This window comes from Halomonas shengliensis (assembly GCF_900104135.1).
Lineage (GTDB): Bacteria > Pseudomonadota > Gammaproteobacteria > Pseudomonadales > Halomonadaceae > Halomonas > Halomonas shengliensis.
In genome coordinates this window covers 40,997-67,270 of record NZ_FNIV01000015.1, presented here as the reverse complement: position 1 = coordinate 67,270, position 26,274 = coordinate 40,997, and the positions used below count along the sequence as shown (strand labels likewise).

Below are 26,274 nucleotides of genomic sequence, written 5' to 3'. Positions count from 1 at the left end.
GTCCGAGGTGAAGTGCTGCAGACACGTCAAGATCAAGTCTGACGCCAACCTCTACGACCCAGCTGACGAGGAGTACTTCGAGAAACTGGTGAAACGCCAGATGCTCGCAAACGCGATTCCAAAGCTGAACACGGTCTGGAAAAGGCAGCAAGGTAAGTGCCCAGTCTGCGCCCAACCCATCACGACCGAGACCCGGTGGGACGTTCATCACAAGGTCTGGAAGTGCCACGGGGGGAGCGACAAGCTGGACAATTTGGCTCTATTGCATGAGAATTGCCACAACCTAATTCATTCACGTGCCCTTGCGTCGTGGGAGGATGGGATCGTGGCCCTTGGTTGCCGGTCGGGTCAGAACTGACCTGGCTTAGCAACTGCTTGAGCCGGATGCGGGGAAACTTGCACGTCCGGTTCTTAGGGGGGGACCTAGCCGCGAGGCTACGTCCCTACCCGACTTAAGACGAGGGTTCGATTCCCTTCACCCGCTCCATCGCTTCCCTCCGTGGCCTTTTCCTGTCGCTTCCGCGGCCACCCAGGTGCACCCCATGGCCCTGTATCTGCTGGTCTTCGCCGTCTGCCTGGTCATCTTCGGCGGCATGACCGCCTTGCTGCTGCTCTCCGGCACACCCCGATTTCGCACCGATCCCGACCAGTTGTTGCGCCTCTTCGACCAGGCGCTGGACAACCGTGTGGACGAGACCGAGTGGAACACCCTGATGGGCTACCCGATCCGCCACGACGACTACCTGGACGGCGTGCGCCGCCGCGCCCAGCGGCTGATGGAGGAGCACGGCAACCACCGGCGCGCCGCCCGGGGCAAGCCGCTGCTGGACCCTACCGGCCAGGCGGAGCTCAGGGCGCTGCGCGACCATCTCGCCCGGCGCCAGGCACTGCAACAGCGTTGACAGAGCGCGGAACCCGGCGTGGAAGCGCCTCGGTTACCATGGGTCACCGCCCGTCCGCAGAAGGGAGGCCATCATGCCAAGCGTGATCCGCCAGATCCCCCTCGACACCGCCACGCGCCACCACGCCCATGATTACCATCAGATCGTGATCGGGCTGCAGGGACGCGCGGAGTTCGAGATCGAAGGCCTCGGCGGCGCCATCTCGGCGCTCTCCGGCTGCATCGTGCCGGCCAACCATGTCCACTACTATGCCGGTACCGGCGACAACCGCCAGCTGATCCTCGACCTGCCAGCGCACTCGCCGGCCCTGTCCGGGCCCCACCAGGAGCTCGCCAGCCTCTTCGATGCGCCCCGCTTCTTCACCCTGGACGACCCGCTGCGCCACTACCTGCGCTTCCTGCTGCTGGAACTGGAGCGCAGCGGGGGGGATGGTCACCAGGGGGATCGCCTGGCCGCCACCCTGCTGGGCTGCCTGCACGACCGCCTGGCCGCGACGCCTTCCCAGCAGCCGACCCGGCCGCCGGCCCGGCTCGACCTGGCCCACCTCGAGCGCTTCATCGACGCCCACCTCGCCCGCCGCCTGAGCGTGGCCGACCTGGCCCGCGAGGCGTGCCTCAGCGAGTCGCACTTCCGCGCCTGCTTCCGCCGCCAGGCCGGCCTCACGCCCTGGCAGTTCGTGCGCCGGCGCCGCCTTGAGGCCGCCCGCCGCCTGCTCGACGAGAGCCGGCTGCCACTGGCGGAGATCGCCGCCCTCACCGGATTCAGCAACCAGAGCGCCCTCTCCCATGCCTGTCGCGAGGCCTACGGCCAGACACCCAGCCGTCTGCGTCGCCCCGGCACCAGATCCTTGCCGGCCAGCGGAACGGCACGGCGACACTCCCTCACCACAGAATAAGACGAAAGTCTAACGATCTGACGCCATCGTCGGCCAACTCCCGCGGTTTTCGCAACAACTCCCTCGGAATCCACAAGCATCATCGGCGCCGGGCACCTACAGTCAGGGGGAGGCCAGGCTGCGACAGCCTCGCCCGCATGGCGCCATCGAGACAACAATGTCAACAAAGCGGTGCCCCACTGCCGGTCCCTCCGGCAGCGGCACCAACCACTCGGAGCCCGGCTCCGCCCTGATGAACTGGAGAGGTTTCATGGAAACTGGTGTATGGATCAGCCTGATAGGCTACTTCGTGCTCATGCTCGCCATCGGCGTCTACGCGATGCAGCGTGCCACCTCGTCCTCCGAGGACTACATGCTGGGGGGGCGCGGCCTGAGCCCCAAGGTAGCGGCCCTGTCCGCCGGGGCCTCGGACATGAGCGGCTGGCTGCTGCTGGGTCTGCCGGGGGCGCTGTTCGTGTCGGGCCTCGGCTCGGCCTGGATCGGCATCGGCCTGCTGGTGGGCGCCTTCTTCAACTGGACCCTGGTCGCGCCGCGCCTGCGTGAGCAGACGGTGCACTACGGCAACGCGATCACCATCCCCGAGTTCCTGGCCAACCGTTTCCCGACCCGGGCCCTGTCGCTGCGCACCGTGTCGGCGATCGTCATCGTGGTATTCTTCGCGGTCTACACCGCCTCCGGCCTGGTGGCGGGCGGCAAGCTGTTCGAGAGCGCCTTCGCCGGGGTGTTCAACTTCGGCGGCATGAGCGACTACACCGCCGGGGTCGTCATCACCCTGGGCATCGTGCTGGTCTACACCGTGATCGGCGGCTTCCTGGCCGTCAGCCTGACCGACTTCGTGCAGGGCTGCATCATGATGCTGGCGCTGGTGATCATGCCCGCCGTGGTGCTGTTCGGCGAGGGCGGCGGCGGCTTCTCGCAGGCCTCCCAGACGCTCAACGAGGTGGACCCCACCCTGCTCTCCTGGACCGAGGGGCTGACGATCATCGGTTGGCTCTCCGCGGTGACCTGGGGGCTGGGCTACTTCGGCCAGCCGCACATCATCGTGCGCTTCATGGCCATCCGCAGCCTCAAGGAGGTCCCGGTGGCACGCAACATCGGCATGTCCTGGATGGCCATCTCGCTGATCGGCGCCGTGTCGCTGGGCCTGTTCGGCCGCGCCTACGCGGTGCGCAACGGCATGGATGTCGAGGACCCGGAGACCATCTTCATCATCCTCGCCGACCTGCTGTTCCACCCGCTGGTCACCGGCTTCCTGTTTGCCGCGCTGCTGGCGGCGATCATGAGCACCATCTCCAGCCAACTGCTGGTCTCCTCCTCCTCGCTCACCGAGGACTTCTACCGGCTCTTCCTGCGCAAGGAGGCTTCCGACAAGGAGACGGTGGCGATCGGTCGCCTCTGCGTGGTGCTGGTGGGTGTCGTCGCCGTGATGATCGCCTCCAACCCCGACTCCCAGGTGCTGGGCCTGGTCAGCAACGCCTGGGCAGGCTTCGGCTCGGCCTTCGGCCCGCTGATCATCCTCTCGCTGATGTGGCCGCGCACCAACGGCGCCGGCGCCATCGCCGGCATGGTGGTGGGCGCCCTCACCGTGATGATCTGGATCACGCTCGGCTGGAACGGCTCCTTCCTGGGCGGTCCCGGCGTCTACGAGATCATCCCCGGCTTCATCGCCGCCTGGGTGGCCATCATGGTGGTGAGCCTCGCCACCGCCGATGCCGGTGAGTATCAGCATATCGAGCGCTAAGTCGGCGCCCGCAGGTGCCGAACCCCGCAATACCACGTGGCCCCGCGACCGGGGCCACTGGCAGGAGAGATCAACATGAACCAAGCCAACCCGGGTCCCCAGGAGGTCGAGAACGTCCTCCGCACGCGCATCCGTGACCACTACGACATCGACGAGGCGACCGTGCTCAAGGGGCTGCTGGAGCAGCTCCGGCTCTCCGAGGAGGAGCGCCGCCGCATCGCCGAGGCCGGCGCCGGCTACGTGGCCCGCGTGCGCAAGGACACCTCCCCCTCGATGATGGAGGCGTTCCTGGCCGAGTACGGGCTCTCCACCGCCGAGGGCGTCGGCCTGATGTGCCTGGCCGAGGCCCTGCTGCGGGTCCCCGATGCCGAGACCATCGACGACCTCATCCACGACAAGATCGAGCCGTCGGACTGGGGCGCCCACCTGGGCAAGTCCTCGTCATCGATGGTCAACGCCTCGACCTGGGCGCTGATGCTCACCGGCAAGGTGCTCGACGACGATCCCAAGGGCCCGGTGCGCGCGCTGCGCGGCCTGGTGCGCCGCATGGGCGAGCCCGTGGTCCGCACCGCGGTGGGCCAGTCGATGCGCATCCTCGGCCGCCAGTTCGTGCTCGGCCAGACCATCGAGGAGGGCATGAAGAATGCCCGCGACCTCGAGAAGCAGGGGTACACCTACTCCTACGACATGCTCGGCGAGGCGGCTCGCACCGACGAGGACGCCCTGCGTTACCACCAGGCCTACGCCGCGGCGATCGCGGCGATCGCCAAGCAGGCCAAGGGCGACGTGCGTGGCAGCCCCGGTATCTCGGTGAAGCTCTCCGCGCTGCACCCGCGCTACGAGACCACCCACCGCGAGACCGTGATGGAGGTCCTGGTGCCCCGCGCCAAGGAGCTGGTGCAGCAGGCGGCGAAGGCCAACATCGGCTTCAATATCGACGCCGAGGAGCAGGACCGCCTGGACCTCTCGCTGGACGTGATCGAGGCGCTGATGGCCGACCCCAGCCTCGACGGCTGGGACGGCTTCGGGATCGTGGTGCAGGCCTACGGCCGCCGCGCCGCCCCGGTGATCGAGGCGCTCTACGACCTCGCCGAGCGCCACGACCGGCGCATCATGATACGCCTGGTCAAGGGCGCCTACTGGGACACCGAGATCAAGCTGGCCCAGGAGATGGGCGTGAAAACCTTCCCGGTCTTCACCCGCAAGGTCAACACCGACGTCAGCTACATGGCCTGCGCGCGGCTGCTGCTCGAGCGGCGCGACCGCATCTACCCGCAGTTCGCCACCCACAACGCCCATACCTGCGCCGCCATCGTGGCCATGGCGGGTGACGACAAGGACAGCTACGAGTTCCAGCGCCTGCACGGCATGGGCGAGTCGCTGCACCATATCGTCAAGCAGACCGAGGGGACCCACTGCCGCATCTACGCCCCGGTGGGCGCCCACCGCGACCTGCTCGCCTACCTGGTGCGTCGCCTGCTGGAGAACGGGGCCAACTCCTCGTTCGTCAACCAGGTGGTGGACGACTCGATCCCGCCGAGCGAGGTGGCCCGTGACCCGGTCGCCGGCCTGCTCGAGCTGGGCGACGCCATCTCAAGCCCCATGATCCGCCAGCCCGGTGAGCTGTTCGCCCCCGAACGCCGCAACTCCCGCGGCTACCGGGTCAACGAGCCCGCCTCCGTGCTGCCGCTGCTCAAGGCCCGCGAGGCCTTCGCCGACGCCACCTGGCATGCCGGCCCGATGCTGGCCGGCAGCCCCGCGCCCAAGGGCCAGGCCCGCGACGCCCTGTCGCCCGCCGACACGTCGCGTGTGGTGGGCCAGGTGCATGAGGCCACGCCGGAGGAGGTCGCCACCGCGCTGGACGCCGCCGAGGCGGGCTTCCAGGAGTGGTCGGCCACGCCCGTGGCCGACCGCGCCCGGGTGCTGCGCCGCACCGCCGACCTCTACGAGGAGCACATCGCCGAGCTCACGGTGATCTGTACCCGTGAGGCGGGCAAGATGCTCTTCGACGGCATCGCCGAGGTGCGCGAGGCGGTCGACTTCCTGCGCTTCTACGCCAACGAGGCCGAGCGGCTCGAGGAGGAGGAGCCCGGAAGCGCCCGCGGCATCTTCGTCTGCATCAGCCCCTGGAACTTCCCGCTGGCCATCTTCACCGGCCAGATCGCCGCGGCCCTGGCGGCCGGCAACGCGGTGCTCGCCAAGCCCGCCGAGCAGACCCCGCTGATCGCCGCGCACGCCGTCGAGCTGATGCGCGAGGCGGGCCTGCCCGAGGCCGCGCTGCAGCTGCTTCCCGGCGACGGTCCCAACGTGGGCGCCCCGCTGACCAGCGACCCGCGCCTGGCCGGCGTCTGCTTCACCGGCTCCACCGAGGTGGCCCAGATCATCCACAAGACCCTGGCACAGAACGCCGGGCCGGATGCCATCCTGATCGCCGAGACCGGCGGCCTCAACGCCATGATCGTGGACTCCACCGCGCTCACCGAGCAGGCGGTGCGCGACATCCTGATCTCCTCCTTCCAGTCGGCCGGCCAGCGCTGCTCGGCGCTGCGCATGCTCTACGTCCAGGAGGAGGCGCGCGACAGGCTGCTGCACATGCTCGACGGCGCCATGGACGCCCTGACCATCGGCGATCCCTGGAACACCGACACCGACGTCTCGCCGGTGATCGACACCGAGGCCCAGGCCGACATCGGCGCCTATGTGGAGGCCCAGCGCAAGGCGGGCAAGGTGATCAAGACGCTGCCCGCGCCGGAGGTCGGCACCTTCGTCACCCCCGCCGTGGTCGAGGTGGGCGGCATCGAGGACCTCGAGCGCGAGATCTTCGGCCCGGTGCTGCACGTGGCCACCTTCAAGGCGCGCGACATCGACAAGGTGGTGGACGCCATCAACGACCGCGGCTATGGCCTCACCTTCGGCCTGCACACCCGCATCGACGACCGGGTACAGCAGATCGTCGAGCGCATCCATGTGGGCAACATCTACGTCAACCGCAACCAGATCGGCGCCATCGTCGGTTCCCAGCCCTTCGGCGGCGAGGGGCTCTCGGGCACCGGTCCCAAGGCGGGCGGCCCGCTCTACGTCAACCGCTTCCGGCGCACCGCCCGGGAGGAGCGCCTCGCGGCGCCCGAGGGTGACGCCATCGGCAAGCAGGCACTGCAGGCGGCGCTGGATGGCCTCGACGCGCGCAACTGGTCGGCACGCCCCGATCGCGTGGAGGTGCTGCGCCGCGCGCTCTCCGGCAAGGGCGGGGTGATCCGCAAGGCGCTGGCCGAGACCGCGGCGCTGGACATGACGCCCCAGACGCTGCCCGGGCCGACCGGCGAGAGCAACCGCCTGTCGATGTACCCCAAGGGCATGGCGCTGTGCCTCGGGCCGACGCTGGAGATCGCCATCGCCCAGGCGGTGCAGGCGCTCGGCTGCGGCTCCCCGGCGCTGGTGGTCGCCCCCGGGGCGAGCCAGGCCGTCCGGCCGCTGGTCGAGGCGGGGGCACCGGTCGCCGGCCTCGACGGCAGCGTGGCGGCCGAGACACTGACCGAGCTCGACGGCATCGCCAGCGTCGCCGCGGCCGGCACCAGCGACTGGACCCGCGAGCTGCGCCTGGCGCTGGCCGCGCGCAAGGGGGCCATCGTGCCGCTGGAGACCCAGGCCATCGCCCCGGAACGCTACGTGGTGGAGCGCCACCTGTGCATCGACACCACCGCGGCGGGGGGCAACGCCAGCCTGCTGGCCACGGCCGAGTAGGCCGGGCAAGGCGCGCCTGGGCCTCCCCCACGCGCGCCTCCATCCACACCGGCAGGCCTCGCCCTGCCCCCACCCACCAGCGGGCCGCCCTAGGGCGGCCCGCGGCGTATGGCGCCTCGGTGGGGCTAGCCAGCGAGGGACCTTGCCCCCAGCAGCAGTGCGAAGGCGACCAGCGCGACCAGCCGCCAGGCGGGGAACGGAGCCCGCCTGCCACGCTCCGGCGACAGCGGCGCGGCGAAGGCCACCCCCAGGGTAGCGGCCCCCAGCAGGACCAGCGGCAGCCGCAGCGCCATGGGCAGGGCAGCGATCAGCTCCGGCTCGAGCAGCAGCCACACCGCCAGGCCGGCGGCCAGCAGCAGCTCCGCCAGGGTCAGGCGGTAGTCGTCCCGCGGGCTCGCGTCTCCCATTGCGGCTCCTCCATGGCTCTCCCCTCCCCTAGTGAAGCCGATCGCGGCGAATTCGGCGACTGTCGCCGGCCGGCGACTCGCCCATGGGCCGGTGGACCTCGCGACAGAAGCAGCCCCGAAGCGGCACTTCACCGCACTGCATCATTCCCTTGCGCTGGATCAATTCCTCTATCGGTAACGGCGGCTACACTGAACTTATCTTCCCATGCGGCGTCGTGCCGCACCCGAGCCAGCAGGAGCCCACACCATGCGCAAGAGCCCCCTCTCCACCCTGATCGCCGCCGGCGTGGCCGCCACCGCCGTCACTGCCAGCACCCAGGCCTTCGCCTACGGCGCCGGCGACTTCTTTACCCGCATCGGCGTGGCCAAGGTCGAGCCCAAGAGCGATAACGGCTCGTTGGATGCCGTGGCAATCGACGCGTATGGGCTGGAAACCGATGTAGGTGACGATAGCGCCTTCGCCTTTACCCTGGGCTATCGCTTCACCGACAAGCTGGGCGTGGAGCTGCTGGCCGCCGAGCCCTTCGATCATGACTTTACACTCGGCGGTGGCGCCGCCAGCGGCTCTACCGACCACCTGCCGCCGACCCTGACCCTGCAGTACTACCCGCTGGGTGGCACCGACGCCTATGTCCAACCCTATGTGGGCGTGGGCGTCAACTACACCAAGTTCTCCGACGAAAAGGCTACCGTTGCCGGTGTAGGTGATGTTGACGTCGAACTCGATGATTCCTGGGGTGCCGTCGGCCAGCTGGGCGTGGACCTGCTGATCGACGAGCACTGGGCCCTCAATGGCGCGGTCTGGTACATGGATATCGACTCCGATGCCAAGATCGCCGGAATAGACGCAGGCAAGGTCGAGATCGACCCGGTGGTGGTGATGGGCGGCATCAGCTACCGCTTCTGATCGCCCCCGCAGCACACGACGAGGCCCGCCATATGGCGGGCCTCGTCGCGTTTCGGGTCGGCGGCGGGTCGCGTCAGGGCCGCCTTCAGCGTGGCGTTTGCCGAGAGAGGCCGAGGGCGGCGAGGGTCGCCTCGTCGAGCCCGTCGACCGCCTCCACCGCCGAGAGCCGCGCATGGTAGCCAGGGCTAAGGAAGGGCTCGCCGGCCAGCAGGTGCTCGAGGTACTCCCGCGCCGGGCGCAGCGCCTCGGCGGTGGTACCCGGCGCGGCGATATAGACCCAGGCCTCCAGGGTCCCCTCCCGGGTCGCGACCGGCAGGCGGTGACGATCGTACTCGCGGGGGTAGCCCTCGAAGGGATCCATGTCCCGGATCTGGCCGGGATGCTCGAGCTCGAACAGCGCCCCCTCGACCCGCTCCCCCGGCCGGGGCACCACGTTGGCGTGGGCGATGCCCACCACCCGGGACGCCTTGTCGAAGCGCAACGCGTGGTCATGCAGCACGCCGGCCAGCACCCGGCGGGTGGAGCCGATACGGGCGGCGACGCGGGCGGGGTTCATGTTGCTGCCATAGGCAAAGTAGTAGGGCATCCCGCGGTCTCAGTTCTCGGTGACCAGGCGGTCGACCTCTTCCATCGCCTGGCGGAGCAGCAGGCGGTCGCTAGCGCGCACGCCCGCCTGGGCCAGGTAGGCGTCCAGCGCCGGCGCCACCTCGCAGCGCGCCGGCATGGGGCCGCGACGCGCCACCAGATCGTCGAGCCGGGCGATGAACACGAAGCGCAGCCACTGGGGCAGCGCCATGGTGTCCACACAGAAGGGCTGCTGGCTGTCGAAGGCCTCAGGCTCGGGCTGCTCCATGCGCCACAGGCTGGCCGCCTTCATGGTCGCCTCGAGCCGGCGCAGGGCCTGGTCGAGCTCGTCGTGAACGCTCATCGCACTCCTCTCTCGTGAATAACCTGGCCTGAATAGCATGGCCTGAACAGCCTGGCCTTGGCGCCAGTCTTCGTCTCCGGTGGCCCATTATCCCGGCCGGGATGGCGACTGGCCACCCGCGGGACACGGCATTCACAGTTTCCGTGAACGGGCCTGTGGATAAGCGCTGGAAAGAGCGCGCCAGCCCAGCCAGCATGGGCACCGGCGAGGATCGATCACGATTTGACCAGCACCGCACCAGGCCGTGCCGGATGGCTGACAGCCCGACGGTGCCGCGGTAGAGTGCACGCTCCAACACGCGGAGATGCCATGCGACCCATCCACACCCTTCACGACTTCTTCGTGCGCAGCGGTGCCGAGGTGCGGCTCTACCACCTGGGCCGCCGCGTCGAGCCCTGCGAGATGGCGACCCTGGCGGCCCTCGAGGCCGGCGAGGCGCCCTGGCCGCTGCCCTGGCAGGGCCAGGCGCGCCTGGGCCTGGTATTCCGCCTGGGCGACATGCCCGAGCCTGTGATCTGGTTCCTGGCCCTGCCGCTGGACGAACAGGGCCATCTCGACCCCGCGCCCCGGGACGCCTTCGTGCAGCGCCTGCTGGAGACACTGGGGCGCAGCGTGGCGAGCGTCGGCCGCGAGGAGAGCGAGGCGGTGGATAACCTGATGCAGGACAACCCGCTTGCCTTCACCCCCTCGCTGCCCTTCCAGGCGCTGCTCCACGCCCGCGCCCGCCTCGACCTGGGCGAGCCGGCCAGCCAGCACCTGGAACCGGTGGAGGCCTACCTGAGCGGGCAGCAGGCGCTGGACTGGCAGGCCCTGGGCCTCCAGGGGCTGGCCGACTTCGTGGTGCGCATGGATGACGCGGCGCGCCGCCAGCTGGCCGCCGCCCTGCCCGGGCTGCCCGGCGAGGTGCTCACCTCGCTGTGCTACTGCCTGGAGCATGTGGCCATCGACGCACCGCTGGCCGCCGCCCTGCGAGCCCGTGGCGAGGCGGCGGCCGCCGCCGGCGACGTGGAGGCGCTGTGCGCCTGCCTGCGCGCCGCCGCCCCGGCCGCGGAGGCCGGGGCCTGGTTCGACAGCCTGCTGGCCGACCCCCACGCCTGCGGCCCGGACCTGCTGGCGGCCATCGCCGCCCGCGGCTGGCAGCACCTGGAGGACGGCGAGCGGCTGCCGCGCTACCTGACGCGCCTGGCCGAGTGCGAGCGGGCCGACTTCACCCGCGTGGCCCGCGACCTGGCGCTGATCCCCCGGCTGCGGCTGCCGCTGCTGATGACCCTGCGCGAGGCCAGCGCCGACTCCCCGGTCGGCCGGCGCCTCGCCGCCCTGACGCGCTGACGGCGAGAACGAGCATGACGACGATGAAGGAACTCCCCTACACCCCCAAGGCGGTGATCGGTCGCCGCGAGATGGTCGAGCTGCCGGAGATGCACCTGACCCTCTGCGCCAAGGCGGACACCGGGGCGCGCACCTCGGCGCTGCATGCCGAGGACATCGAGTCCTTCGAGGAGGAGGGCCACCTGTGGGTCAGCTTCACCACCCGCAGCGGCGGCCCCGAGACGCCGCCCCATGTGTTCCGCATGCACCTGCATGACCGGCGCAAGGTACGCAGCTCCAACGGCCAGGAGGAGTGGCGCTACGTGATCCGCACCCCCATGCGCCTCGGCTCGCTTTCGTACCAGGTGGAGCTGACCCTGACCGACCGGCGCGACATGCGCCATCCCATGCTGCTGGGGCGTCGCGCCCTGCGCCGCCTGCTGGTGGCGCCCGGCGCCGCCTTCCTGCACGGCGAACCCTGAGCCCACAGGCCCCACCCGGAGTCACCCGATGCATATCGCGCTGCTGTCACGCAATCGCAACCTCTACTCCACCCGGCGCCTGATCGAGGCCGCCGAACAGCGCGGCCACAGCGCGCGGGTGGTAGACACCCTGCGCTGCTACATGAGCATCGCCTCGCACCACCCCTCGATCCACTACAAGGGGGAGGAGCTGGAGCCCTTCGACGCGGTGATCCCGCGCATCGGCTCCTCGATCACCTTCTACGGCTGCGCGGTGCTGCGCCAGTTCGAGATGATGGGCACCTACGTGCTCAACGACAACGTCTCCATCACGCGCTCCCGGGACAAGCTGCGCTCCCTGCAGCTGCTGTCGCGCAAGGGGCTGGGGCTGCCGATCACCGGCTTCGCCCACTCCCCTGACGACATCCCCGACCTGATCACCATGGTCAGGGGCGCCCCGCTGGTGATCAAGCTGCTGGAGGGCACCCAGGGCATCGGGGTGGTGCTGGCCGAGACCAACCAGGCCGCCGAGAGCGTGATCCAGGCCTTCATGGGCATGAAGGCCAATATCATGGTGCAGGAGTACATCAAGGAGGCTAAGGGCGCCGACATCCGCTGCTTCGTGATCGGCGACAAGGTGGTGGCCTCGATGAAGCGACAGGCCGCCGAAGGCGAGTTTCGCTCCAACCTGCACCGCGGCGGCACCGCCAGCGTGATCCGCATCACTCCCGAGGAGCGCTCCACGGCGATCCGTGCCGCCAAGGCGATGGGGCTGCGGGTCGCCGGCGTCGACCTGCTTCGCTCCAACCACGGCCCGGTGATCATGGAGGTCAACTCCTCCCCCGGGCTTCAGGGAATCGAAAGCGCCACCGGCAAGGACATCGCCGGCCTGATCATCGAGCATCTGGAGAAGAACGCCGCCCCGGCCCGCAAGGCGCCGCCTAAGCCCAAGGGGTAATTGCCGAATCGGCACCGGCCAGGCCCAATGGGCATGACGGGTTTCGCCGCCCGGGGGTAGAAAAACAGTGTTTTCCCGGCCACAATCTGCGTCACCAAAGGGGGGTGACCGCTCATGTTTCTCGACAATCGCCAGGTGGCGATGGACAGCGTGCTGGAAGCGCTGGCCGACAGCATCGACTATTTCCAGGACAACCTGGAGCGCCTGCGACCGTCGCTGCGCGACAGCCTGAAGCCACACTACGAGGCACGCGGGCGGTCGATGCGCGAGCTGCAGGAGCTGGCCCGCGAACACCTGAGCATGCTGCCTCGCGACGCCGACGTCGAGCGTGACGACTACATGTGGCTGTGGAGCCGACTGAAGAGCTTCGTCGGCAACGAGAGCCAGGTGGTGATCGGCGAGCTGCTGGAGCAGGAGCGGGTACTGATGCAGGCCCTCTCCAACCTGATGACCCACCCCCTGCCCGACGCCCTGGAGCCCAAGGTGGAGGAGTGCTGGAAGGGCTGCCGGGCGCTGATCCGCGAGCTCTACGCCCTGCAGAAGAGCCGCCCCAGGCGGCGCTGAACAGGCACCCCCGCCTCAGCGCTGCGCCGGGGAGCCCGGGGTGTCGAGCCACCAGGCGTCGTGGCCGGCTCCCGGCACGATCTCGAGCGGCTCCTTGGGCCCCAGGAAGTAGGGCTCACGTCCCCACAGGTAGAGATCCCCCAGGGTGGCCACCCGGGCCAGCCACTCCCGCGCCTCGAGCCGCCACTGCCCCGCCACCGGCGACGCCGGCACCGCACACCCCTGCACCTCCAGCCCCAGCGCCTCGGCGATGAACAGCGCCCGGGGCAGGTGCCACGCCTGGGTGATCAGCAGCGCGCGCTCGACCCCGAACACCTCCCTGGCCCGGGCCAGGGTATCGAAGGTGCTGAAGCCGGCGTAGTCCAGGGTCATGGCGCGGTCGGCGACACGCCGGGCGCGCAGGTCACGCCACATGGTGATGGGCTCGTTGTAGGCCAGGGTGCGGTTGTCGCCGGAGAGCAGCAGGTGGTCGACCTGCCCCAGGCGCACCAGCCGGGCGGCGGCGCTCATGCGCGCCTCGAAGTAGGGGTTGCGCACCCCGCTACGGGTCCAGTGCGAGGTGCCGAAGACGATGCCGACCGCCTCGGGACGGCACTCGGCGAGGTCATGCGCGATGCGCTCCCGGGTCTGGCCGAGCACCCAGAGGTTGCCGGCGAGCACCAGCACCACCAGCAGCAGTACCGCCGCCCCCAGGGCCATCAGCAGGGCCCGGAACAGCCGCCATGCCATCCGCGTCATCGGCCTCTCCCCGCCCCGGCGACTGTGCGCCTCTCGTCCACCCTGCCCGGCATCGCGCCGGGTCATCAGAACATGCCGAGCTCGAGCTTGGCCTCGTCGCTCATCATCTCACGGCTCCAGGGCGGATCGAAGACGATCTCGGTGTGCACCTTGCTGATCTGCGGGGCGCCGAGGATCTTGTTGCGGGCATCGGCGGCGATCACGTCGCCCATGCCGCAGCCCGGGGCGGTGAGGGTCATGCGGATGGTGACGATGCGCTCGCCGCTGATCAGCCGCTCGATGCGGCAGCCGTAGACCAGCCCCAGGTCGACGATGTTGACCGGGATCTCGGGGTCGAAGCAGGTGCGCAGCTGGTCCCACACGAACCGCTCGATCGCCTCGTCGGAGGCGTCCTCGGGCAGGGTCGGCCGCGGCAGCGCCTCCAGGCCCAGGGCATCGAGGTTGGCGCCCTCGATCAGGTAGAGGCGCCCCTCGAAGCCGACGCTGACCGAGCTGCCCTTGGCCTGCATCACGCTGACCACGCTGTCCTCGGCGAGAGTTACGGTCTTGCCGAAGGGGATGGAGATCGCCTCCACGTCCCGCTGCAGCGGCAGCTCCTGCCCCTTGTGGAGGCTCGCTATCTGCTCGATGTCGCTCATGGCGTTCCTTGTCTGGTCATTCCGGTTCTCACCCCGCCTGCCGTTCGTCTGGTCTCGCCGCCTAGCGCACCATGCCGATGACACGCTCCAGGGACTCGGCGAAGACGTCGATCTCCTCCAGGGTGTTGTAGGCCGCGAACGACGCCCGGCAGGTGGCATCCACCCCGAACTGGGCCAGCAGCGGCTGAGCGCAGTGGTGGCCGGTGCGGATCGCCACCCCCAGCTGGTCGATCAACAGGCCGATGTCCTGGGCGTGAGCGCCCTCCACCACGAAGGAGAGCACGCCCGCCTTGTCGGGGGCGGTGCCGAGGATGCGCAGCCCCTCGATGCCAGAGACGCGCTGGGTGGAGTGGGCCAGCAGCCGCGCCTCCCAGGCGCCGATGGCGTCGAGGCCGACGCCGGCGACCCAGCGCAGCGCCTCGCCCAGGGCGATCACCTCGGCGATGGCCGGGGTGCCGGCCTCGAACTTGTGGGGGATCTCGGCAAAGGTGGTGCCGGCCTCGAAGGAGACCGTGGCGATCATCTCGCCGCCGCCCTGCCAGGGCGGCATCGCCTCGAGCAGCTCGGCCTTGCCGTAGAGCACGCCGACCCCGGTGGGGCCATAGACCTTGTGACCGGAGAAGGCATAGAAGTCGGCATCGATGTCGCGCACGTCCACCGCCTGGTGCGGCACCGCCTGGGCGCCATCCACCAGGATCCGGGCGCCATGAGCGTGCGCCACCCGCGCCATCTCGCGCACCGGGTTGACGGTGCCGAAGGCGTTGGAGACGTGGTTGACCGCCACCAGCCGGGTGCGCTCGGTAAACAGCGCGCGGTAGGCGTCGAGGTCCAGCACGCCGCGCGCGTCCACCGGGATCACCTTGATGGTGAAGCCGAGCTCGGCGGCCAGCAGCTGCCAGGGCACGATGTTGGAGTGGTGCTCGAGGCGCGAGATCAACACCTCGTCGCCGGCCCGAAGGTTGGCGCGCCCCCAGCTGTTGGCCACCAGGTTGATCGCCTCGGTGGTGCCACGGGTGAAGACGATCTCGCGGTGGTCGGTGGCATTGAGGAAGCCGCGCACCGCCTCCCGGGTGTCCTCGAAGGCCGCGGTAGCCTCGTCGGCCAGGGTGTGCAGGCCGCGATGGATGTTGGCGTTGTAGCCGCCGTAGTAGGCGTCGAACGCCGCGATCACCTGGCGCGGGGTCTGGCTGGTGGCCGCATTATCGAGATAGACCAGCGGCCTGCCATGCACCTGGCGCGAGAGGATCGGGAAGTCCGCGCGGATCGCCGCGACGTCGAGGCTCGGCGTCGCCGGGGCGCGGGTGGCCAGGTCGCTCATGGCAGGTTCCTCCTCAGGGGTTGGCGGTTACTCATCACCCAGGGCCACGGCGGCTTCCACCAGCCCGGCCAGGTTGAAGCGCTCGGGCAGCTTGCCGGCCACGGCGAGCTCGACACGCTCGGCCACGGCGTCGACATCGACCTCCTCGAGCACCTCGCCGGCGAAGGCCAGGGTCAGCAGCCCGCGGGCGGTCTGGCGATCGATGCCGCGGCTGCGCAGGGTGTAGATCGCCTCCTCGTCGAGCTGGCCGGTGGTGGTGCCGTGGGAGCACTTGACGTCGTCGGCGTAGATCTCGAGCTCCGGCTTGGCGTCGATCTCGGCGCGGTCGGAGAGCAGCAGGTTGGCGTTGCTCTGGAAGCCCTCGATCTTCTGGCTGTCACGCTTGACCACCACCTTGCCGTTGAACACGCCGTGGGCGCGGTCGTCGAGGATGCCCTTGTAGTTCTCGTTGGAGAAGGTGTGGGGCGCGTTGTGGTTGGCCAGGGTGTGGCTGTCGACGTGCTGGCGATCCTGGCCGTAGAAGAGGCCGTAGAAGTCGCAGGTGGCGTTCTCGCCGTTCAGGTCGCTGATCAGGTCGGTGCGCACCAGGGCCCCGCCCAGGTTCAGGTTGAACGAGGTGTAGCGGCTGTCGCGAGCCTGCTCGACGTGGATGCTGGCCACGTGCAGGTCGGCGAGCGGCGCCTCCTGCAGCTTGTAGTGGGTCAGCAGGGCATTGCGCTCGAGGATCACCTCCTCCACCAGGTTGGTGAAGTTGGCGGCGCCCTCCTCGCCCACATGGTGCTCGATCAGGGTCGCCTGGCTGCGCCCGCCGGCCTCCACCAGGATGCGCGGATGGCTCATCACCGGCGCCTCGCCGGCCCGGGAGAGGAACTGCAGGATGATCGGTTTCTCCACCACGGTGCCCGGTGCCAGGCGCAGCACGGCACCCTCCTCCATGAAGGCGGTGTTGAGCGCCGAGAAGGGCGAGAACTCCACCCCGGTCAGGCGTCCCAGCGGGCCGCCCACGGCCTCGTGGTTCTCGGCCAGGGCCGCGGAGAGCGGCACCAGGCTGACACCCGCCGGCAGGCCGTCGAGCTGCGACAGGGCCGCCGAGAAGACGCCGTCGACGAAGGTCAGCCGGAAGGCGTCGATAGGCAGGGTCAGCGCCGCGGCGCTGGCCGGAGAGAAGTCGGCGTCGGCGGCCAGGGCGAAGTCGCCCCGGGCGATGGCGCGCACGTCGGTATACTTCCACGCCTCGTCGCGGCGGGTGGGGAAACCCATCGCCTCGAAGCGGGCGGCGCCGGCCTGGCGCCGGGCGGCGATCCAGGTCGGCTCCTGGCCCTGTGACTCGAGGCGCGCGGCGCGGTGCTCGGCCAGGCGGTCGAGGAAGCGCTGTGTCTCGTCACTCATGCAGCAGACTCCTCCAGTACCCAGTCATAGCCACGGGATTCGAGTTCACGCGCCAGTTCGGCATCGCCGCTCTTGGCGATACGGCCGTCCACCAGCACGTGGACACGGTCGGGGACGATGTAGTCCAGCAGGCGCTGGTAGTGGGTCACCAGCAGGATGGCGCGCTTCTCGTCGCGCAGGGAGTTGACGCCGTCGGCCACCACGCGCAGGGCGTCGATGTCGAGGCCGGAGTCGATCTCGTCGAGCATGGCGAGCCGCGGCTGCAGCACCAGCATCTGCAGGATCTCGTTGCGCTTCTTCTCGCCGCCGGAGAAGCCCTCGTTGACGGCGCGCTGCAGAAAGCTGGGATCCATCTTCATGAAGGCCAGCTTCTCCTTGACCAGCTTCATGAACTCCGGTGCCGGGATCTCGCCCTCGCCGCGAGCCTCACGCTGGGCGTTGAGCGCCGACTTGAGCAGGTAGATGTTCTTCACCCCGGGGATCTCGATGGGGTGCTGGAAACCCAGCAGCAGGCCGGCCTGGGCGCGCTCCTCGATCTCCATCTCGAGCACGTCGCGGCCCTCGAAGGTGATCGAGCCGGAGGTCACCTCGTAACCCTCCTTGCCGGCGATCACCGAGGAGAGGGTCGACTTGCCGGCGCCGTTGGGGCCCATGATGGCGTGCACCTCGCCGGCGTTGATGGTCAGGGAGAGGCCCTTGAGGATTTCCTTGCCCTCGACCGTGACGTGCAGATCCTTGACTTCGAGCATCGTGATTACCTTTTCGGTTCGGACGGGCCGCCGCCGCGGCCCGCCACGGTGAATGCATTGCCTGGGCGGCGACTCAGCCCACGGAGCCCTCGAGGGTCACGCTGAGCAGCGCCTCGGCCTCGACGGCGAATTCCATGGGCAGCTCCTGGAAGACGTCCTTGCAGAAGCCGTTGACGATCATGCTCACCGCGTCCTCCTCGGAGATGCCGCGGCTCTGGCAGTAGAAGAGCTGGTCCTCGCCGATCTTGGAGGTGGTGGCCTCGTGCTCCACGGTGGCGGTGCTGTTGCCGATCTCCTGGTAGGGGAAGGTGTGGGCGCCGCACTTGTCGCCGATCAGCAGCGAGTCGCACTGGGTGAAGTTGCGCGCCCCCTTGGCCCGCGGACCGATCTTGACCAGGCCACGGTAGGACTGGTTGCTGCGGCCGGCGGAGATGCCCTTGGAGACGATGGTGGAGCGGGTGCCCTCGCCGATATGGATCATCTTGGTGCCGGTATCGGCCTGCTGGCGGCCGTTGGTCACCGCCACCGAGTAGAACTCGCCCTTGCTCTCGCGACCGCGCAGCACGCAGGAGGGGTACTTCCAGGTGATGGCGGAGCCGGTCTCCACCTGGGTCCAGCTGATCCGCGAACGGTCCCCGCGGCAGTCGCCGCGCTTGGTGACGAAGTTGTAGATGCCGCCCTTGCCATCCTCGTCGCCGGGATACCAGTTCTGCACCGTGGAGTACTTGATATAGGCATCATCCAGAGCCACCAGCTCGACCACCGCGGCGTGGAGCTGGTTCTCGTCGCGCATCGGCGCGGTGCAGCCCTCCAGGTAGGAGACCTGGGCGCCCTCCTCGCAGACGATCAGGGTGCGCTCGAACTGGCCGGTGTTCTCGGCGTTGATGCGGAAGTAGGTGGAGAGCTCCATGGGGCAGGTCACGCCCTTGGGCACGAACACGAAGGAGCCATCGGTGAACACCGCCGAGTTGAGGGCGGCGAAGTAGTTGTCGGTCTGGGGCACCACGCTGCCCAGGTACTGCTTGACCAGCTCCGGGTACTCCTTCACCGCCTCAGAGATGGAGCAGAAGATCACGCCGGCCTCGGCCAGCTTCTCCTTGAAGGTGGTGGCCACCGAGACGGAGTCGAACACCGCGTCCACCGCCACGCCGGCCAGGGCGGCCCGCTCATGCAGCGGGATGCCCAGCTTCTCGTAGGTCTCCAGCAGCTTGGGGTCCACCTCGTCGAGGCTCTGGGGGCGATCCTCGGGGCGCTTGGGGGCGCTGAAGTAGGAGATGGCCTGGTAGTCGATGGGCGGATAGTCCAGGTGCGCCCAGGAGGGCGGTGTCATCTTCAGCCAGGCGCGGTAGGCCTTGAGGCGCCACTCCAGCATCCACTCGGGCTCGCCCTTCTTCTTCGAGATGAAGGCGATGGTGTCCTCGTCGAGGCCGGGCGGCAACGTGTCGCTCTCGATGTCGGTCACGAAGCCTTCCTTGTAGTCGCGACGGACAAGCTGTTCCATTTCCTCACTAGCCATGGTCTCTCCCCCTCCCGGGCGGTTGGGCCGGCGAGACGGGCTCGCCGTGTGAATCCGATGAATCTTGGGTGGCTCAGGCCGTGTCGGCGGCCAGGCTCACGCTCTGGATGGGCAGCTGCACCGGCAGCTTGATGGGCGTCGGGCTGGCCAGGTGGGCCAGGGTCACGCTGCCGAGCAGGGTGCGCACACCCAGCGAGACCCGCTGCCAGTTGTCGGCCACGCCGCAGGTGGCCGCCAGGTCACAGTCGCCCTCGGCGTGACTGCATTCGGTCATCGCCACCGGCCCCTCGATGGCGGTGATGATGTCGATGGCGCTGATGGCATCCGCGGGCCGCGCCAGGGAGTAGCCACCCTGGGCGCCGCGCCGCGACTCCAGCAGCCCCGCCTTGACCAGCATCTTGAGCGTCTTGCTCACCGTGGGGTGCGGCAGCTGGACCGTCTCGGCGAGCTCGGCGGCCGCCAGGGGCTGCTCGGGATGACGGGCGATCTGGGCCATCACCACGGCGGCGTAGTCGGTCAGCCGCGAGAGCTTGAGCATGACGAGCCTCCTGTTGGCGTGTGGCCCGGCGGCATGCCGCGCCTCGATTGCGGACCATTTTAGTCCTGTATAACGCCGATGTGAAGCCTGCCGATGGCAAGCGGCGTGCGGGGGACATGATAGCGACACGATGGGCGGCGTTAGCGACAATAACGACAATCGTTATCATTGACGTCTTCTATCGGGGGCGCCCCGTGGCATGCTACGCCTTCTTCACAAAGCAGGACTTGAGCTTCATCGGGCCGATGCCGTCGACCTTGCAGTCGATGTCATGATCACCCTCCACCAGGCGGATGTTCTTGACCCGGGTGCCGACCTTGACCACCTGGGAGGAGCCCTTGACCTTGAGGTCCTTGATCACCGTGACGCTGTCGCCATCGGCCAGAAGGTTGCCGTTGGCATCGCGCACCTGGCTCGCCTCCTCGGGCTCCGCGGCGCCCTCCTCGCCGGACCACTCGTGGCCGCATTCGGGGCAGACGTACTGGATGCCGTCCTCGTAGGTGTAGGGGGAGGAACAGTCGGGACAGGCGGGCAGGTCGCTCATGGCGGGCTCCGGGCAGGTGGCGGGAAGGCCGCCAAGCCTACACCGCCAGGCCTCCCGTCTCCAGCCGGCACATGACGGCCGCGGCACGGCCTGGCAGGATGAGGGCTCCCGCGACGAGAAGGACGCAGCATGCAGCAGGGCCCGACCACGGTCTTCGGCGGCACCGGCTTCCTCGGCCGCGCCATCGTGCGCGAGCTGGTGGAGGCGGGTCGGGCGGTGCGCATCGCCGCACGCCATCCGCGCCTGCCCGAGTGGCGCGAGCCCGGGGATCGCCTCGAGGCGGTGGCCTGCGACCTCCGCGACGAGCGCCAGGTCGCCGCCGCCCTGGCGGGCAGCGAGGCGGCGGTCAATGCGGTGAGCCTCTACGTGGAGCGGCGCCGGGCGGGCCTGACCTTCGAGGCGATCCACGTGGCGGGGGCCGGCCGGGTGGCGAGGCTCGCCCGGGAGGCGGGCATCGCGCGGCTGGTGCACGTCTCGGGCATCGGCGCCGATGCAGACTCCCCCTCCGCCTATGTGCGCGCCCGGGCCGCCGGCGAGGAGGCTGTGCTCGACGCGCTGCCCAAGGCAATCCTGCTGCGCCCCGGGGTGCTGTTCGGCCCCGACGACGCCCTGCTGGCCAACCTCGCCCGCCTGGTGCGCCTGCCGCTGGTGCCGCTGTTCGGCCGTGGCACCACGCGGCTTGAGCCGGTGCACGTGGACGACGTGGCGCGGGCCGCGGTGCGCCTGAGCGGGTCTCACCCGGTGGAACGTCGGCTCTTCGAGTTGGGCGGCCCAGAGCGCCTCGACTACCGTGCACTGGTGGAACGGGTGGCCGCCCAGCTCGGCCGCCACCCGCGGCTGGTGCCGCTCCCCTTCCTCGCCTGGCACCTCGCCGCGCTGCTGCTCGCGCCGCTGCCCTCGCCGCCCCTGACCCGCGACCAGGTGTGGCTGATGCAGCGCGACAACCTGGCCGACCCGGACGCCGGCGGCTTCGCCGACCTCGGCATCGTGCCCCGCACCCTGCACGACAACCTGCCGCGCTGCCTCCCGACGCGTTGACAACCGGCCAGGCCCGGCCAGCCGCGGGCACTACCCGACGGCGCCTTCCTGAATCCAGACTCGAACTGAGGAGGGAGTTAGGAAGAAGGCCGAGCTCTTGGGGAGCGGGAAACCCCTTCCAGGCTCGCTATGTCCGGGGAGCCAGCGGTCTCAGTCGCCCAGTGCCGCCAGGCGATCCGCCTGGACCACCTCGATCCAGTAGCCGTCGACGTCCTTCACGAAGACCACGTTCTTCATCTTACCCTGGTCGGAGCGCTTGACGAACTCGACATCGTTGGCGTCGAACCACGCCTCGGCGGCCTCGAGGTCCGGAACGCTGAAGCAGATGTGGCCGAAGCCCTGAGGCTCGGCATTGCCATCGTGATAGATGCGCCCCTCTTGGTTCTCGGTGCCCCAGTTGTGGGTCAACTCCAGCAGGCCACGCTGACTGAAGGTCCAGACGGTACGCTCGCCGCTCTCCTCCGGTACCGCCTCGCCGGCCTCCGGACGGGCCAGGAAGTAGAGCGAGAATTGCATCTCCTCGAAGTCGAGGCGACGCATGACGCGCATGCCGAACACCCGAGTGTAGAAAGCGAGCGCCTTCTCGGGGTCCTTGACCCTGAGCATGGTGTGGTTGAGGCGGAAGCCATCGGAGTCGGAGGTGGGGGCCTTGACTCCGGGGTATTGTTCACCGGTGAAACTCATGGAATCTCCTTGCCGTGTAGCTCGAAATCGTGCTGCCAATAGGAAGCATTCTGCGAAAAGGCGCCTCCGGCCTCGGCCGGGGGCGAAGGGGTCAGACAGCGCCGCGCTGCATCAGCTCCCCGATATACTCCGCCTGACGGATCGCCAGGGAGACAATAGTCAGGGTGGGGTTCTCCGCCGCCGAGGTGGTGAACTGACTGCCGTCCGATATGAACAGATTGGGGATCTCGTGAGCCTGTCCAAATCCGTTGCAGACGCCGTCCTCGGGGCGCTCGCTCATCCGGCAGGTGCCCAGGTTATGGGTCGAGGGGTAAGGTGGCACCTCGTAGATGTCCCGAGCCCCCACCGAGCGGTATAGCTCGGCCCCCTGGCGGTAGCCGTGCTCGCGCATGGCAATGTCATTGGGATGATCGTCGTAATGTACGTTGGCCACCGGAAGGCCGTAGCGGTCTGTGACGTCAGAGTTTAGGGTTACGCGGTTGCTCTCCTGAGGCAGGTCCTCACCTACCAGCCACATGCCGGCCATGTTCTCATACTGGTCGAGCGCGCCGGTGAAGCGCGGTCCCCAGGCACCGGGGTCGAGGAAGGCGGCCATGAAGGGCAGGCCCAGCGACAGTGTTTCCATTTCGTAGCCGCCCACGAATCCCCGCTCAGGATCGTGTCGTGACTCATCGGCGATGATGCCGGCCATGGTGGTACCGCGATACATGTGCACGGGCTCGTCGAAGGTGGCGTAGACCGAGCCAGTCATGTGGCGCATGTAGTTGCGTCCCACCTGGCCGGAGCCGTTGGCAAGTCCCTCGGGGAACATCGTGCTCGCCGAGTTGAGCAGCAGGCGCGGCGTTTCGATGGAGTTGCCGGCCACTGCCACCAACCGCGCCTTCTGCCGCTGCTCGTTGCCGTCGGCATCGAAGTAGACCACCGCCGTGACCTTGCCGCTATCATCGTGCTCGATGCGTGCCACATGGGACTCGGGGCGAAGCTCCAGGTGGCCGGTCGCAATCCCTTCTGGCAGTTCGGTATAGAGAGTCGACCACTTGGCGCCGGTTTTGCAGCCCTGGAAACAGAAGCCCCGCTGTTGGCAGGCGGCACGTCCATCGCGGGGCGCGCTGTTGATGGCCATGTGCCCGGTGTTGCATGAGTAGCCTAGGTTCTTCGCTCCGTTGTACATCACCTTGAAGTTGTTATTGCCAGGCAGCCCCTTGTTGTCGTTAGTGCGGGTCACCCCCATGCGCTGTTCAGCACGGTCATAATAGGGTGCCAGGTCGTCGTAGGTGAGTGGCCAGTCGAGCAGGTTGGCCCCCGCGACGTCCCCATAGGTCGAGAGAGCCGCAAATTCATGAGGCTGGAAGCGCAAGCTCGCGCCTGCCCAGTGAACCGTGGTCCCACCCACTGCCTTGACGATCCAGGCCGGCAGGTTCGGAAAGTCCTTGGCGAGTCGCCAACTGCCGGAGGTGGTGCGCGTGTCGAGCCATGCGAGCTGAGCAAAGGAAGCCCACTCGTCGGCCAGGAAGTCGGCCGTGGTGTGCAGGGCGCCAGCCTCCAAGACCACCACATTGATGCCCTGCTGAGCCAGTTCGTTGGCCAGGGTGCCCCCCCCAGCCCCGGACCCGATCACGACAACGACGCTGTCATCGTCATGGGCAAAGGTCTTCTGGTTATCGGTCATTGCCATCTTGGCGTCTCCACATGCGTTGTTGTTCTGGTCCGCGTCAGGCCGTCGGTTCCTCGAAGGGCAGATAGCCACCTTGGGGCTGCGGTGGATCAGGCAACCAGGTGAGATCATTGAACCCTTTGGTCAGGTAGCCACCATCGCCCTCGGCCCCCTGATAACCGAAGTGGGCGAAAGCCAGGGGATTGTCGTAGAGGGAAACCACGGCATCGCCACGGATGGTCTCGAAGAAGGGTGTACCGGCCAAGGGGGCCAGGTGCTCGAGTCGCGCGGCATCATTCAGAGCCAGCCAGTCTCCCCCGGCAGACCGGTCGAGCTCGACGATGCCATCGTGGAGGATGCCGAGCATCAAACCATCGGCCGACTTACGATCGAGACTCTTCACCACGTGGGCGTAGACAGCATCCTCCAGGCCCGGATGGGGGAACATCTGCTTGGCGACCCCCAACAGCACCTCTCCCTGGCGAGTGCTGAGGGTATCGAGTGGCATGGCCCAGCTTCGCGAAGGGGCGAGAAGCGAGATGGGCCCGGCGGCGAAGGCCAGGGTGCCGGCCAGAACGCCACCGCTTCCCTTGAGGAAAACGCGGCGCGACAGGGTGGGTGAACTCATGGCTGACCTCTCCAGGTTAGGGCACGACGATTGCAGGAATCGAGCACCGACTCTTGTTGTCATGGGGTGACCAGCGGAAGCGGACACCCAAGGAGAGCATATGGCCAGCAATGCTTCGCCGGGTAACAGCGGGGTACTACATCGACGATGGTCTAATGCTAAAGGGCTACAACAGGCGGCAATGTCGGAATGAGGCCATCTCGGCAGGGTGCCGGTGCGTGGCCAATGTCTGTGAAAAAATGAATAAAAGAGAGAATCCATGTGCCACGTCTATGCATCCACCGAGCCGGAGCGCTACGAGTGCACCACCCGCTCGATGCGTCTTCAGGGAAGCGTGACCAGCGTCCGGCTAGAAAACGAGTTCTGGGAGATCCTCGACCAACTGGCTCACGACCAGCGCCTGTCTACCGGACAGTTCATCAGCGAACTCTATGGTGAGGTATTGGCTACCAAGGGCACAGTGCCCAACCTCGCCTCCATGCTGCGGGTGGCCTGCGCGGTGCACCTGCACATTCGTGCCGAACCAGTGGCCCACAGCGCCTGAGCCTTGACGTCCCCGACCAGCGGCCGGGGGCGTCGTTCACTTGACCTCCACCTTGCGGCGGTTGGCCTTGTTGCGCTTGGGCAGGGTCAGCTCGAGGATGCCGTTCCTGAAGCTCGCCTCGGCCTTGTCGGCATCGATGTCGCCGGGCAGCGCCACGGTGCGGCTGAAGGAACCGGAGGTGATCTCCGAGCGGAAGTACTCGCCCTCCTCCTCTTTCTTCTCCTGACGGTGTTCCCCCTTGACGGTGACGCTGCGGTCGGTGACCGACACCTCGAGGTCCTCGCGCTCGAAGCCGGGCACCTCGGCGCGCACCACCACCTCGGCATCGCGCTCGATCACGTCGACCTTGGGCATGCCCTTTTCGAAGGCGGCGAAACGCTCCCACAGCGGGTGGTCACGACGCAGCATCGGCATCCAGCCGCGGTCGAAGACGCTGTCGAAGAAACGGTCGAACTCATGGAAGGGGCTGACGCCCCGTGACTCCGGCGCCTGGGTGGCGGGAGCGGCTTCTTTGGACTTCTTGGCCATGACGTTGGTCTCCTCACGCCTGACAATACGCTGGGAAGGGAGTCGCCTCACCGACGGCAAGACGACCCGGCGGCCTGGCCGCCTCTAGCAGGCTAGCCCAGCGCCGGCGTTTCGCCTTGATGCGCGTCAAGGGTCTACATGCTGACGCCGAACAGCGCCTGGGCCAGGTGGCCGGTGAGGTAGGCGAGCCCCGCCGCGGCGCCTCCCATCAGCAGGGTGCGCACCCCGGAGGCGAGCACTGGTTGGTGGTAGACCAGGCTCTTGCCCATGCCGATCAGGAAGAACATCAGCCCGGCAAGCCCGAGGCTGGCCAGGAACTGGGTATCGGTGGCGAGCCCCGGCACCGCGTAGGGCACAAGCGGCATCGCCCCTACTGCCAGGAAGGCGGCGAAGGTCACCAGCCCAGAGCGCAGGGGACTGAGGCCCTCGGTCTGCAGGCCGTGCTCCTCGCGCAGCATGGTCTCCACCCACAGCTCGCGATCGCTGCAGATGGTCTCCACCACCCGCTCGAGGATCGCACCCGAGAAGCCCTTGGCGAGAAAGATCTGGCGAATCTCCTCACGCTCGCCGTCGGGGATCACGTCGATATGGTGGTGCTCGTCGCGACGCACCCCGTCGACGTGCTCGCGCTGGGCCTTGATCGCCTCGTAGTTGCTGATCGCCATGCTGAAACCGTCGGCCAGCAGGTTGGCGAACCCCAGCACCAGCGCCACGGTGGCCGAGAAGCCCGCCCCGAAGGCCCCCGAGACCACGGCGAAGGTGGTCACGCAGCCGTCGATGCCACCCAGGATCGCATCGGGCAGGCTCTGCCCGCCGCTGCCGCCGTTGAGGCGGCGACGGATCGCCTCGGGGTGGTGCTCCGCTTCCAGCGCCTGACGCTTGTGTCGTGCCATCTCGGCCCTCCTCGCCTGTCCCTCGACCCGGTGTCTCCCAGCTTGGCAGATCCAGGGCCCGCT

At 68.4% G+C, this 26,274-nt stretch carries 28 protein-coding genes; 12 read left to right on the top strand and 16 right to left on the bottom strand.

Going from position 1 to position 26,274, the window contains the following annotated elements:
* The 5 genes from BLP95_RS16175 to putA all read left to right on the top strand — a co-directional run.
* On the top strand, window positions 1-358 hold a 358-nt coding region (locus BLP95_RS16175; RefSeq protein ID WP_143004441.1), incomplete at its 5' end, for an HNH endonuclease.
* Between the two features lie 184 nt (window positions 359-542).
* A complete protein-coding gene (locus BLP95_RS16170; protein ID WP_023005814.1) occupies window positions 543-902 on the top strand; it encodes a hypothetical protein in 360 nt (119 codons plus the stop codon).
* 73 nt (window positions 903-975) lie between these two features.
* Window positions 976-1,797, top strand: a complete 822-nt coding sequence (locus BLP95_RS16165; RefSeq protein WP_089681112.1) for an AraC family transcriptional regulator — start codon at window positions 976-978, stop codon at window positions 1,795-1,797.
* Window positions 1,798-2,047: 250 nt separating this feature from the next.
* On the top strand, window positions 2,048-3,538 hold the full coding sequence (putP, locus tag BLP95_RS16160; RefSeq protein WP_089681111.1) for a sodium/proline symporter PutP: 1,491 nt from the start codon (window positions 2,048-2,050) through the stop codon (window positions 3,536-3,538).
* Between the two features lie 75 nt (window positions 3,539-3,613).
* Window positions 3,614-7,279 (top strand): bifunctional proline dehydrogenase/L-glutamate gamma-semialdehyde dehydrogenase PutA, encoded by a 3,666-nt coding sequence (gene putA, locus BLP95_RS16155; protein ID WP_089681108.1) that lies wholly within the window; start codon window positions 3,614-3,616, stop codon window positions 7,277-7,279.
* A gap of 125 nt (window positions 7,280-7,404) precedes the next feature.
* Here putA and BLP95_RS16150 read toward each other — a convergent pair whose 3' ends face one another.
* Window positions 7,405-7,686: a hypothetical protein gene (locus tag BLP95_RS16150; RefSeq protein ID WP_089681107.1), complete on the bottom strand. Its 282-nt coding sequence runs from the start codon at window positions 7,684-7,686 to the stop codon at window positions 7,405-7,407.
* A gap of 247 nt (window positions 7,687-7,933) precedes the next feature.
* On the opposite strand from BLP95_RS16150, the gene BLP95_RS16145 reads away from it, so the two are divergent.
* Window positions 7,934-8,593 carry an OmpW/AlkL family protein gene (locus BLP95_RS16145; protein ID WP_089681106.1) on the top strand — a complete coding sequence of 220 codons (660 nt, stop codon included), beginning with the start codon at window positions 7,934-7,936 and terminating at the stop codon, window positions 8,591-8,593.
* 85 nt (window positions 8,594-8,678) lie between these two features.
* Here the strand turns inward: BLP95_RS16145 and BLP95_RS16140 are convergent, their stop codons facing one another.
* Window positions 8,679-9,179 (bottom strand): gamma-glutamylcyclotransferase family protein, encoded by a 501-nt coding sequence (locus BLP95_RS16140; protein WP_089681104.1) that lies wholly within the window; start codon window positions 9,177-9,179, stop codon window positions 8,679-8,681.
* Between the two features lie 9 nt (window positions 9,180-9,188).
* Complete coding sequence (locus BLP95_RS16135; RefSeq protein ID WP_089681101.1) at window positions 9,189-9,521, bottom strand: YqcC family protein; 333 nt, start codon at window positions 9,519-9,521, stop codon at window positions 9,189-9,191.
* A gap of 309 nt (window positions 9,522-9,830) precedes the next feature.
* On the opposite strand from BLP95_RS16135, the gene BLP95_RS16130 reads away from it, so the two are divergent.
* From BLP95_RS16130 to BLP95_RS16115, 4 genes are all read left to right on the top strand, one after another.
* Complete coding sequence (locus tag BLP95_RS16130; protein ID WP_089681099.1) at window positions 9,831-10,850, top strand: DUF3549 family protein; 1,020 nt, start codon at window positions 9,831-9,833, stop codon at window positions 10,848-10,850.
* 23 nt (window positions 10,851-10,873) lie between these two features.
* Window positions 10,874-11,311, top strand: coding sequence for an ATP-dependent zinc protease family protein (locus tag BLP95_RS16125; RefSeq protein WP_089681097.1), 438 nt, complete (start codon window positions 10,874-10,876; stop codon window positions 11,309-11,311).
* Between the two features lie 28 nt (window positions 11,312-11,339).
* Window positions 11,340-12,248, top strand: a complete 909-nt coding sequence (rimK, locus tag BLP95_RS16120; RefSeq protein ID WP_089681095.1) for a 30S ribosomal protein S6--L-glutamate ligase — start codon at window positions 11,340-11,342, stop codon at window positions 12,246-12,248.
* 114 nt (window positions 12,249-12,362) lie between these two features.
* Window positions 12,363-12,812: a hypothetical protein gene (locus tag BLP95_RS16115; protein WP_089681093.1), complete on the top strand. Its 450-nt coding sequence runs from the start codon at window positions 12,363-12,365 to the stop codon at window positions 12,810-12,812.
* Between the two features lie 15 nt (window positions 12,813-12,827).
* On the opposite strand, the gene BLP95_RS16110 is transcribed toward BLP95_RS16115, so the two are convergent.
* The 8 genes from BLP95_RS16110 to BLP95_RS16075 form a co-directional block, all read right to left on the bottom strand.
* Entirely contained in the window at window positions 12,828-13,550 is a 723-nt protein-coding gene (locus tag BLP95_RS16110) for a SanA/YdcF family protein (protein ID WP_089681091.1), read from the bottom strand.
* A 65-nt stretch (window positions 13,551-13,615) separates the two neighbouring features.
* Window positions 13,616-14,188, bottom strand: a complete 573-nt coding sequence (sufT, locus tag BLP95_RS16105; protein WP_023005802.1) for a putative Fe-S cluster assembly protein SufT — start codon at window positions 14,186-14,188, stop codon at window positions 13,616-13,618.
* Window positions 14,189-14,249: 61 nt separating this feature from the next.
* Complete coding sequence (locus BLP95_RS16100) at window positions 14,250-15,506, bottom strand: cysteine desulfurase (protein ID WP_089681089.1); 1,257 nt, start codon at window positions 15,504-15,506, stop codon at window positions 14,250-14,252.
* Window positions 15,507-15,533: 27 nt separating this feature from the next.
* Window positions 15,534-16,895, bottom strand: a complete 1,362-nt coding sequence (sufD, locus tag BLP95_RS16095) for a Fe-S cluster assembly protein SufD (RefSeq protein WP_089681087.1) — start codon at window positions 16,893-16,895, stop codon at window positions 15,534-15,536.
* Window positions 16,892-17,644 carry a Fe-S cluster assembly ATPase SufC gene (sufC, locus tag BLP95_RS16090; protein ID WP_089681085.1) on the bottom strand — a complete coding sequence of 251 codons (753 nt, stop codon included), beginning with the start codon at window positions 17,642-17,644 and terminating at the stop codon, window positions 16,892-16,894. The genes sufD and sufC overlap by 4 nt, the downstream gene beginning before the upstream one ends.
* A 73-nt stretch (window positions 17,645-17,717) precedes the next feature.
* The gene (gene sufB, locus BLP95_RS16085) at window positions 17,718-19,160 is read right to left on the bottom strand and encodes a Fe-S cluster assembly protein SufB (protein ID WP_031218078.1); all 1,443 of its coding nucleotides are present in this window, start codon (window positions 19,158-19,160) and stop codon (window positions 17,718-17,720) included.
* Between the two features lie 73 nt (window positions 19,161-19,233).
* A complete protein-coding gene (locus BLP95_RS16080) occupies window positions 19,234-19,698 on the bottom strand; it encodes an SUF system Fe-S cluster assembly regulator (RefSeq protein WP_089681083.1) in 465 nt (154 codons plus the stop codon).
* A gap of 202 nt (window positions 19,699-19,900) precedes the next feature.
* Complete coding sequence (locus tag BLP95_RS16075; RefSeq protein ID WP_089681082.1) at window positions 19,901-20,242, bottom strand: zinc ribbon domain-containing protein YjdM; 342 nt, start codon at window positions 20,240-20,242, stop codon at window positions 19,901-19,903.
* A gap of 129 nt (window positions 20,243-20,371) precedes the next feature.
* On the opposite strand from BLP95_RS16075, the gene BLP95_RS16070 reads away from it, so the two are divergent.
* Window positions 20,372-21,280 carry an NAD-dependent epimerase/dehydratase family protein gene (locus tag BLP95_RS16070; RefSeq protein WP_089681081.1) on the top strand — a complete coding sequence of 303 codons (909 nt, stop codon included), beginning with the start codon at window positions 20,372-20,374 and terminating at the stop codon, window positions 21,278-21,280.
* Between the two features lie 150 nt (window positions 21,281-21,430).
* Here the strand turns inward: BLP95_RS16070 and gloA are convergent, their stop codons facing one another.
* The 3 genes from gloA to BLP95_RS16055 all read right to left on the bottom strand — a co-directional run bounded on the left by gloA (window position 21,431) and on the right by BLP95_RS16055 (window position 24,246).
* The gene (gene gloA, locus BLP95_RS16065; RefSeq protein ID WP_089681080.1) at window positions 21,431-21,964 is read right to left on the bottom strand and encodes a lactoylglutathione lyase; all 534 of its coding nucleotides are present in this window, start codon (window positions 21,962-21,964) and stop codon (window positions 21,431-21,433) included.
* A gap of 91 nt (window positions 21,965-22,055) precedes the next feature.
* The gene (locus BLP95_RS16060; protein WP_089681078.1) at window positions 22,056-23,639 is read right to left on the bottom strand and encodes a GMC family oxidoreductase; all 1,584 of its coding nucleotides are present in this window, start codon (window positions 23,637-23,639) and stop codon (window positions 22,056-22,058) included.
* Window positions 23,640-23,676: 37 nt separating this feature from the next.
* The gene (locus BLP95_RS16055; protein WP_023005792.1) at window positions 23,677-24,246 is read right to left on the bottom strand and encodes a twin-arginine translocation signal domain-containing protein; all 570 of its coding nucleotides are present in this window, start codon (window positions 24,244-24,246) and stop codon (window positions 23,677-23,679) included.
* 259 nt (window positions 24,247-24,505) lie between these two features.
* Between BLP95_RS16055 and BLP95_RS16050 the strand changes: the two genes are divergently transcribed.
* Window positions 24,506-24,790 (top strand): ribbon-helix-helix domain-containing protein, encoded by a 285-nt coding sequence (locus BLP95_RS16050; RefSeq protein ID WP_023005791.1) that lies wholly within the window; start codon window positions 24,506-24,508, stop codon window positions 24,788-24,790.
* A gap of 36 nt (window positions 24,791-24,826) precedes the next feature.
* Here BLP95_RS16050 and BLP95_RS16045 read toward each other — a convergent pair whose 3' ends face one another.
* Window positions 24,827-25,318 carry an Hsp20/alpha crystallin family protein gene (locus BLP95_RS16045; RefSeq protein WP_089681077.1) on the bottom strand — a complete coding sequence of 164 codons (492 nt, stop codon included), beginning with the start codon at window positions 25,316-25,318 and terminating at the stop codon, window positions 24,827-24,829.
* A 134-nt stretch (window positions 25,319-25,452) separates the two neighbouring features.
* Window positions 25,453-26,211, bottom strand: a complete 759-nt coding sequence (locus BLP95_RS16040) for a VIT1/CCC1 transporter family protein (RefSeq protein WP_089681074.1) — start codon at window positions 26,209-26,211, stop codon at window positions 25,453-25,455.
* Window positions 26,212-26,274: the final 63 nt, after the last annotated feature.

Bases quoted from the DNA above. Each gene is read 5' to 3' on its own strand.
- BLP95_RS16135 (WP_089681101.1), bottom strand. From the start codon at position 9,521: ATGAGCGTTCACGACGAGCTCGACCAGGCCCTGCGCCGGCTCGAGGCG.
- BLP95_RS16165 (WP_089681112.1), top strand. From the start codon at position 976: ATGCCAAGCGTGATCCGCCAGATCCCCCTCGACACCGCCACGCGCCAC.
- BLP95_RS16060 (WP_089681078.1), bottom strand. From the start codon at position 23,639: ATGGCAATGACCGATAACCAGAAGACCTTTGCCCATGACGATGACAGC.
- BLP95_RS16075 (WP_089681082.1), bottom strand. From the start codon at position 20,242: ATGAGCGACCTGCCCGCCTGTCCCGACTGTTCCTCCCCCTACACCTAC.
- BLP95_RS16115 (WP_089681093.1), top strand. From the start codon at position 12,363: ATGTTTCTCGACAATCGCCAGGTGGCGATGGACAGCGTGCTGGAAGCG.
- BLP95_RS16150 (WP_089681107.1), bottom strand. From the start codon at position 7,686: ATGGGAGACGCGAGCCCGCGGGACGACTACCGCCTGACCCTGGCGGAG.
- BLP95_RS16110 (WP_089681091.1), bottom strand. From the start codon at position 13,550: ATGACGCGGATGGCATGGCGGCTGTTCCGGGCCCTGCTGATGGCCCTG.
- sufB (WP_031218078.1), bottom strand. From the start codon at position 19,160: ATGGCTAGTGAGGAAATGGAACAGCTTGTCCGTCGCGACTACAAGGAA.
- sufT (WP_023005802.1), bottom strand. From the start codon at position 14,188: ATGAGCGACATCGAGCAGATAGCGAGCCTCCACAAGGGGCAGGAGCTG.
- BLP95_RS16055 (WP_023005792.1), bottom strand. From the start codon at position 24,246: ATGAGTTCACCCACCCTGTCGCGCCGCGTTTTCCTCAAGGGAAGCGGT.
- sufC (WP_089681085.1), bottom strand. From the start codon at position 17,644: ATGCTCGAAGTCAAGGATCTGCACGTCACGGTCGAGGGCAAGGAAATC.
- BLP95_RS16045 (WP_089681077.1), bottom strand. From the start codon at position 25,318: ATGGCCAAGAAGTCCAAAGAAGCCGCTCCCGCCACCCAGGCGCCGGAG.
- gloA (WP_089681080.1), bottom strand. From the start codon at position 21,964: ATGAGTTTCACCGGTGAACAATACCCCGGAGTCAAGGCCCCCACCTCC.
- BLP95_RS16140 (WP_089681104.1), bottom strand. From the start codon at position 9,179: ATGCCCTACTACTTTGCCTATGGCAGCAACATGAACCCCGCCCGCGTC.
- putA (WP_089681108.1), top strand. From the start codon at position 3,614: ATGAACCAAGCCAACCCGGGTCCCCAGGAGGTCGAGAACGTCCTCCGC.
- putP (WP_089681111.1), top strand. From the start codon at position 2,048: ATGGAAACTGGTGTATGGATCAGCCTGATAGGCTACTTCGTGCTCATG.
- BLP95_RS16170 (WP_023005814.1), top strand. From the start codon at position 543: ATGGCCCTGTATCTGCTGGTCTTCGCCGTCTGCCTGGTCATCTTCGGC.
- sufD (WP_089681087.1), bottom strand. From the start codon at position 16,895: ATGAGTGACGAGACACAGCGCTTCCTCGACCGCCTGGCCGAGCACCGC.
- BLP95_RS16040 (WP_089681074.1), bottom strand. From the start codon at position 26,211: ATGGCACGACACAAGCGTCAGGCGCTGGAAGCGGAGCACCACCCCGAG.
- BLP95_RS16080 (WP_089681083.1), bottom strand. From the start codon at position 19,698: ATGCTCAAGCTCTCGCGGCTGACCGACTACGCCGCCGTGGTGATGGCC.
- BLP95_RS16100 (WP_089681089.1), bottom strand. From the start codon at position 15,506: ATGAGCGACCTGGCCACCCGCGCCCCGGCGACGCCGAGCCTCGACGTC.
- BLP95_RS16070 (WP_089681081.1), top strand. From the start codon at position 20,372: ATGCAGCAGGGCCCGACCACGGTCTTCGGCGGCACCGGCTTCCTCGGC.
- BLP95_RS16125 (WP_089681097.1), top strand. From the start codon at position 10,874: ATGAAGGAACTCCCCTACACCCCCAAGGCGGTGATCGGTCGCCGCGAG.
- BLP95_RS16145 (WP_089681106.1), top strand. From the start codon at position 7,934: ATGCGCAAGAGCCCCCTCTCCACCCTGATCGCCGCCGGCGTGGCCGCC.
- BLP95_RS16130 (WP_089681099.1), top strand. From the start codon at position 9,831: ATGCGACCCATCCACACCCTTCACGACTTCTTCGTGCGCAGCGGTGCC.
- rimK (WP_089681095.1), top strand. From the start codon at position 11,340: ATGCATATCGCGCTGCTGTCACGCAATCGCAACCTCTACTCCACCCGG.
- BLP95_RS16050 (WP_023005791.1), top strand. From the start codon at position 24,506: ATGTGCCACGTCTATGCATCCACCGAGCCGGAGCGCTACGAGTGCACC.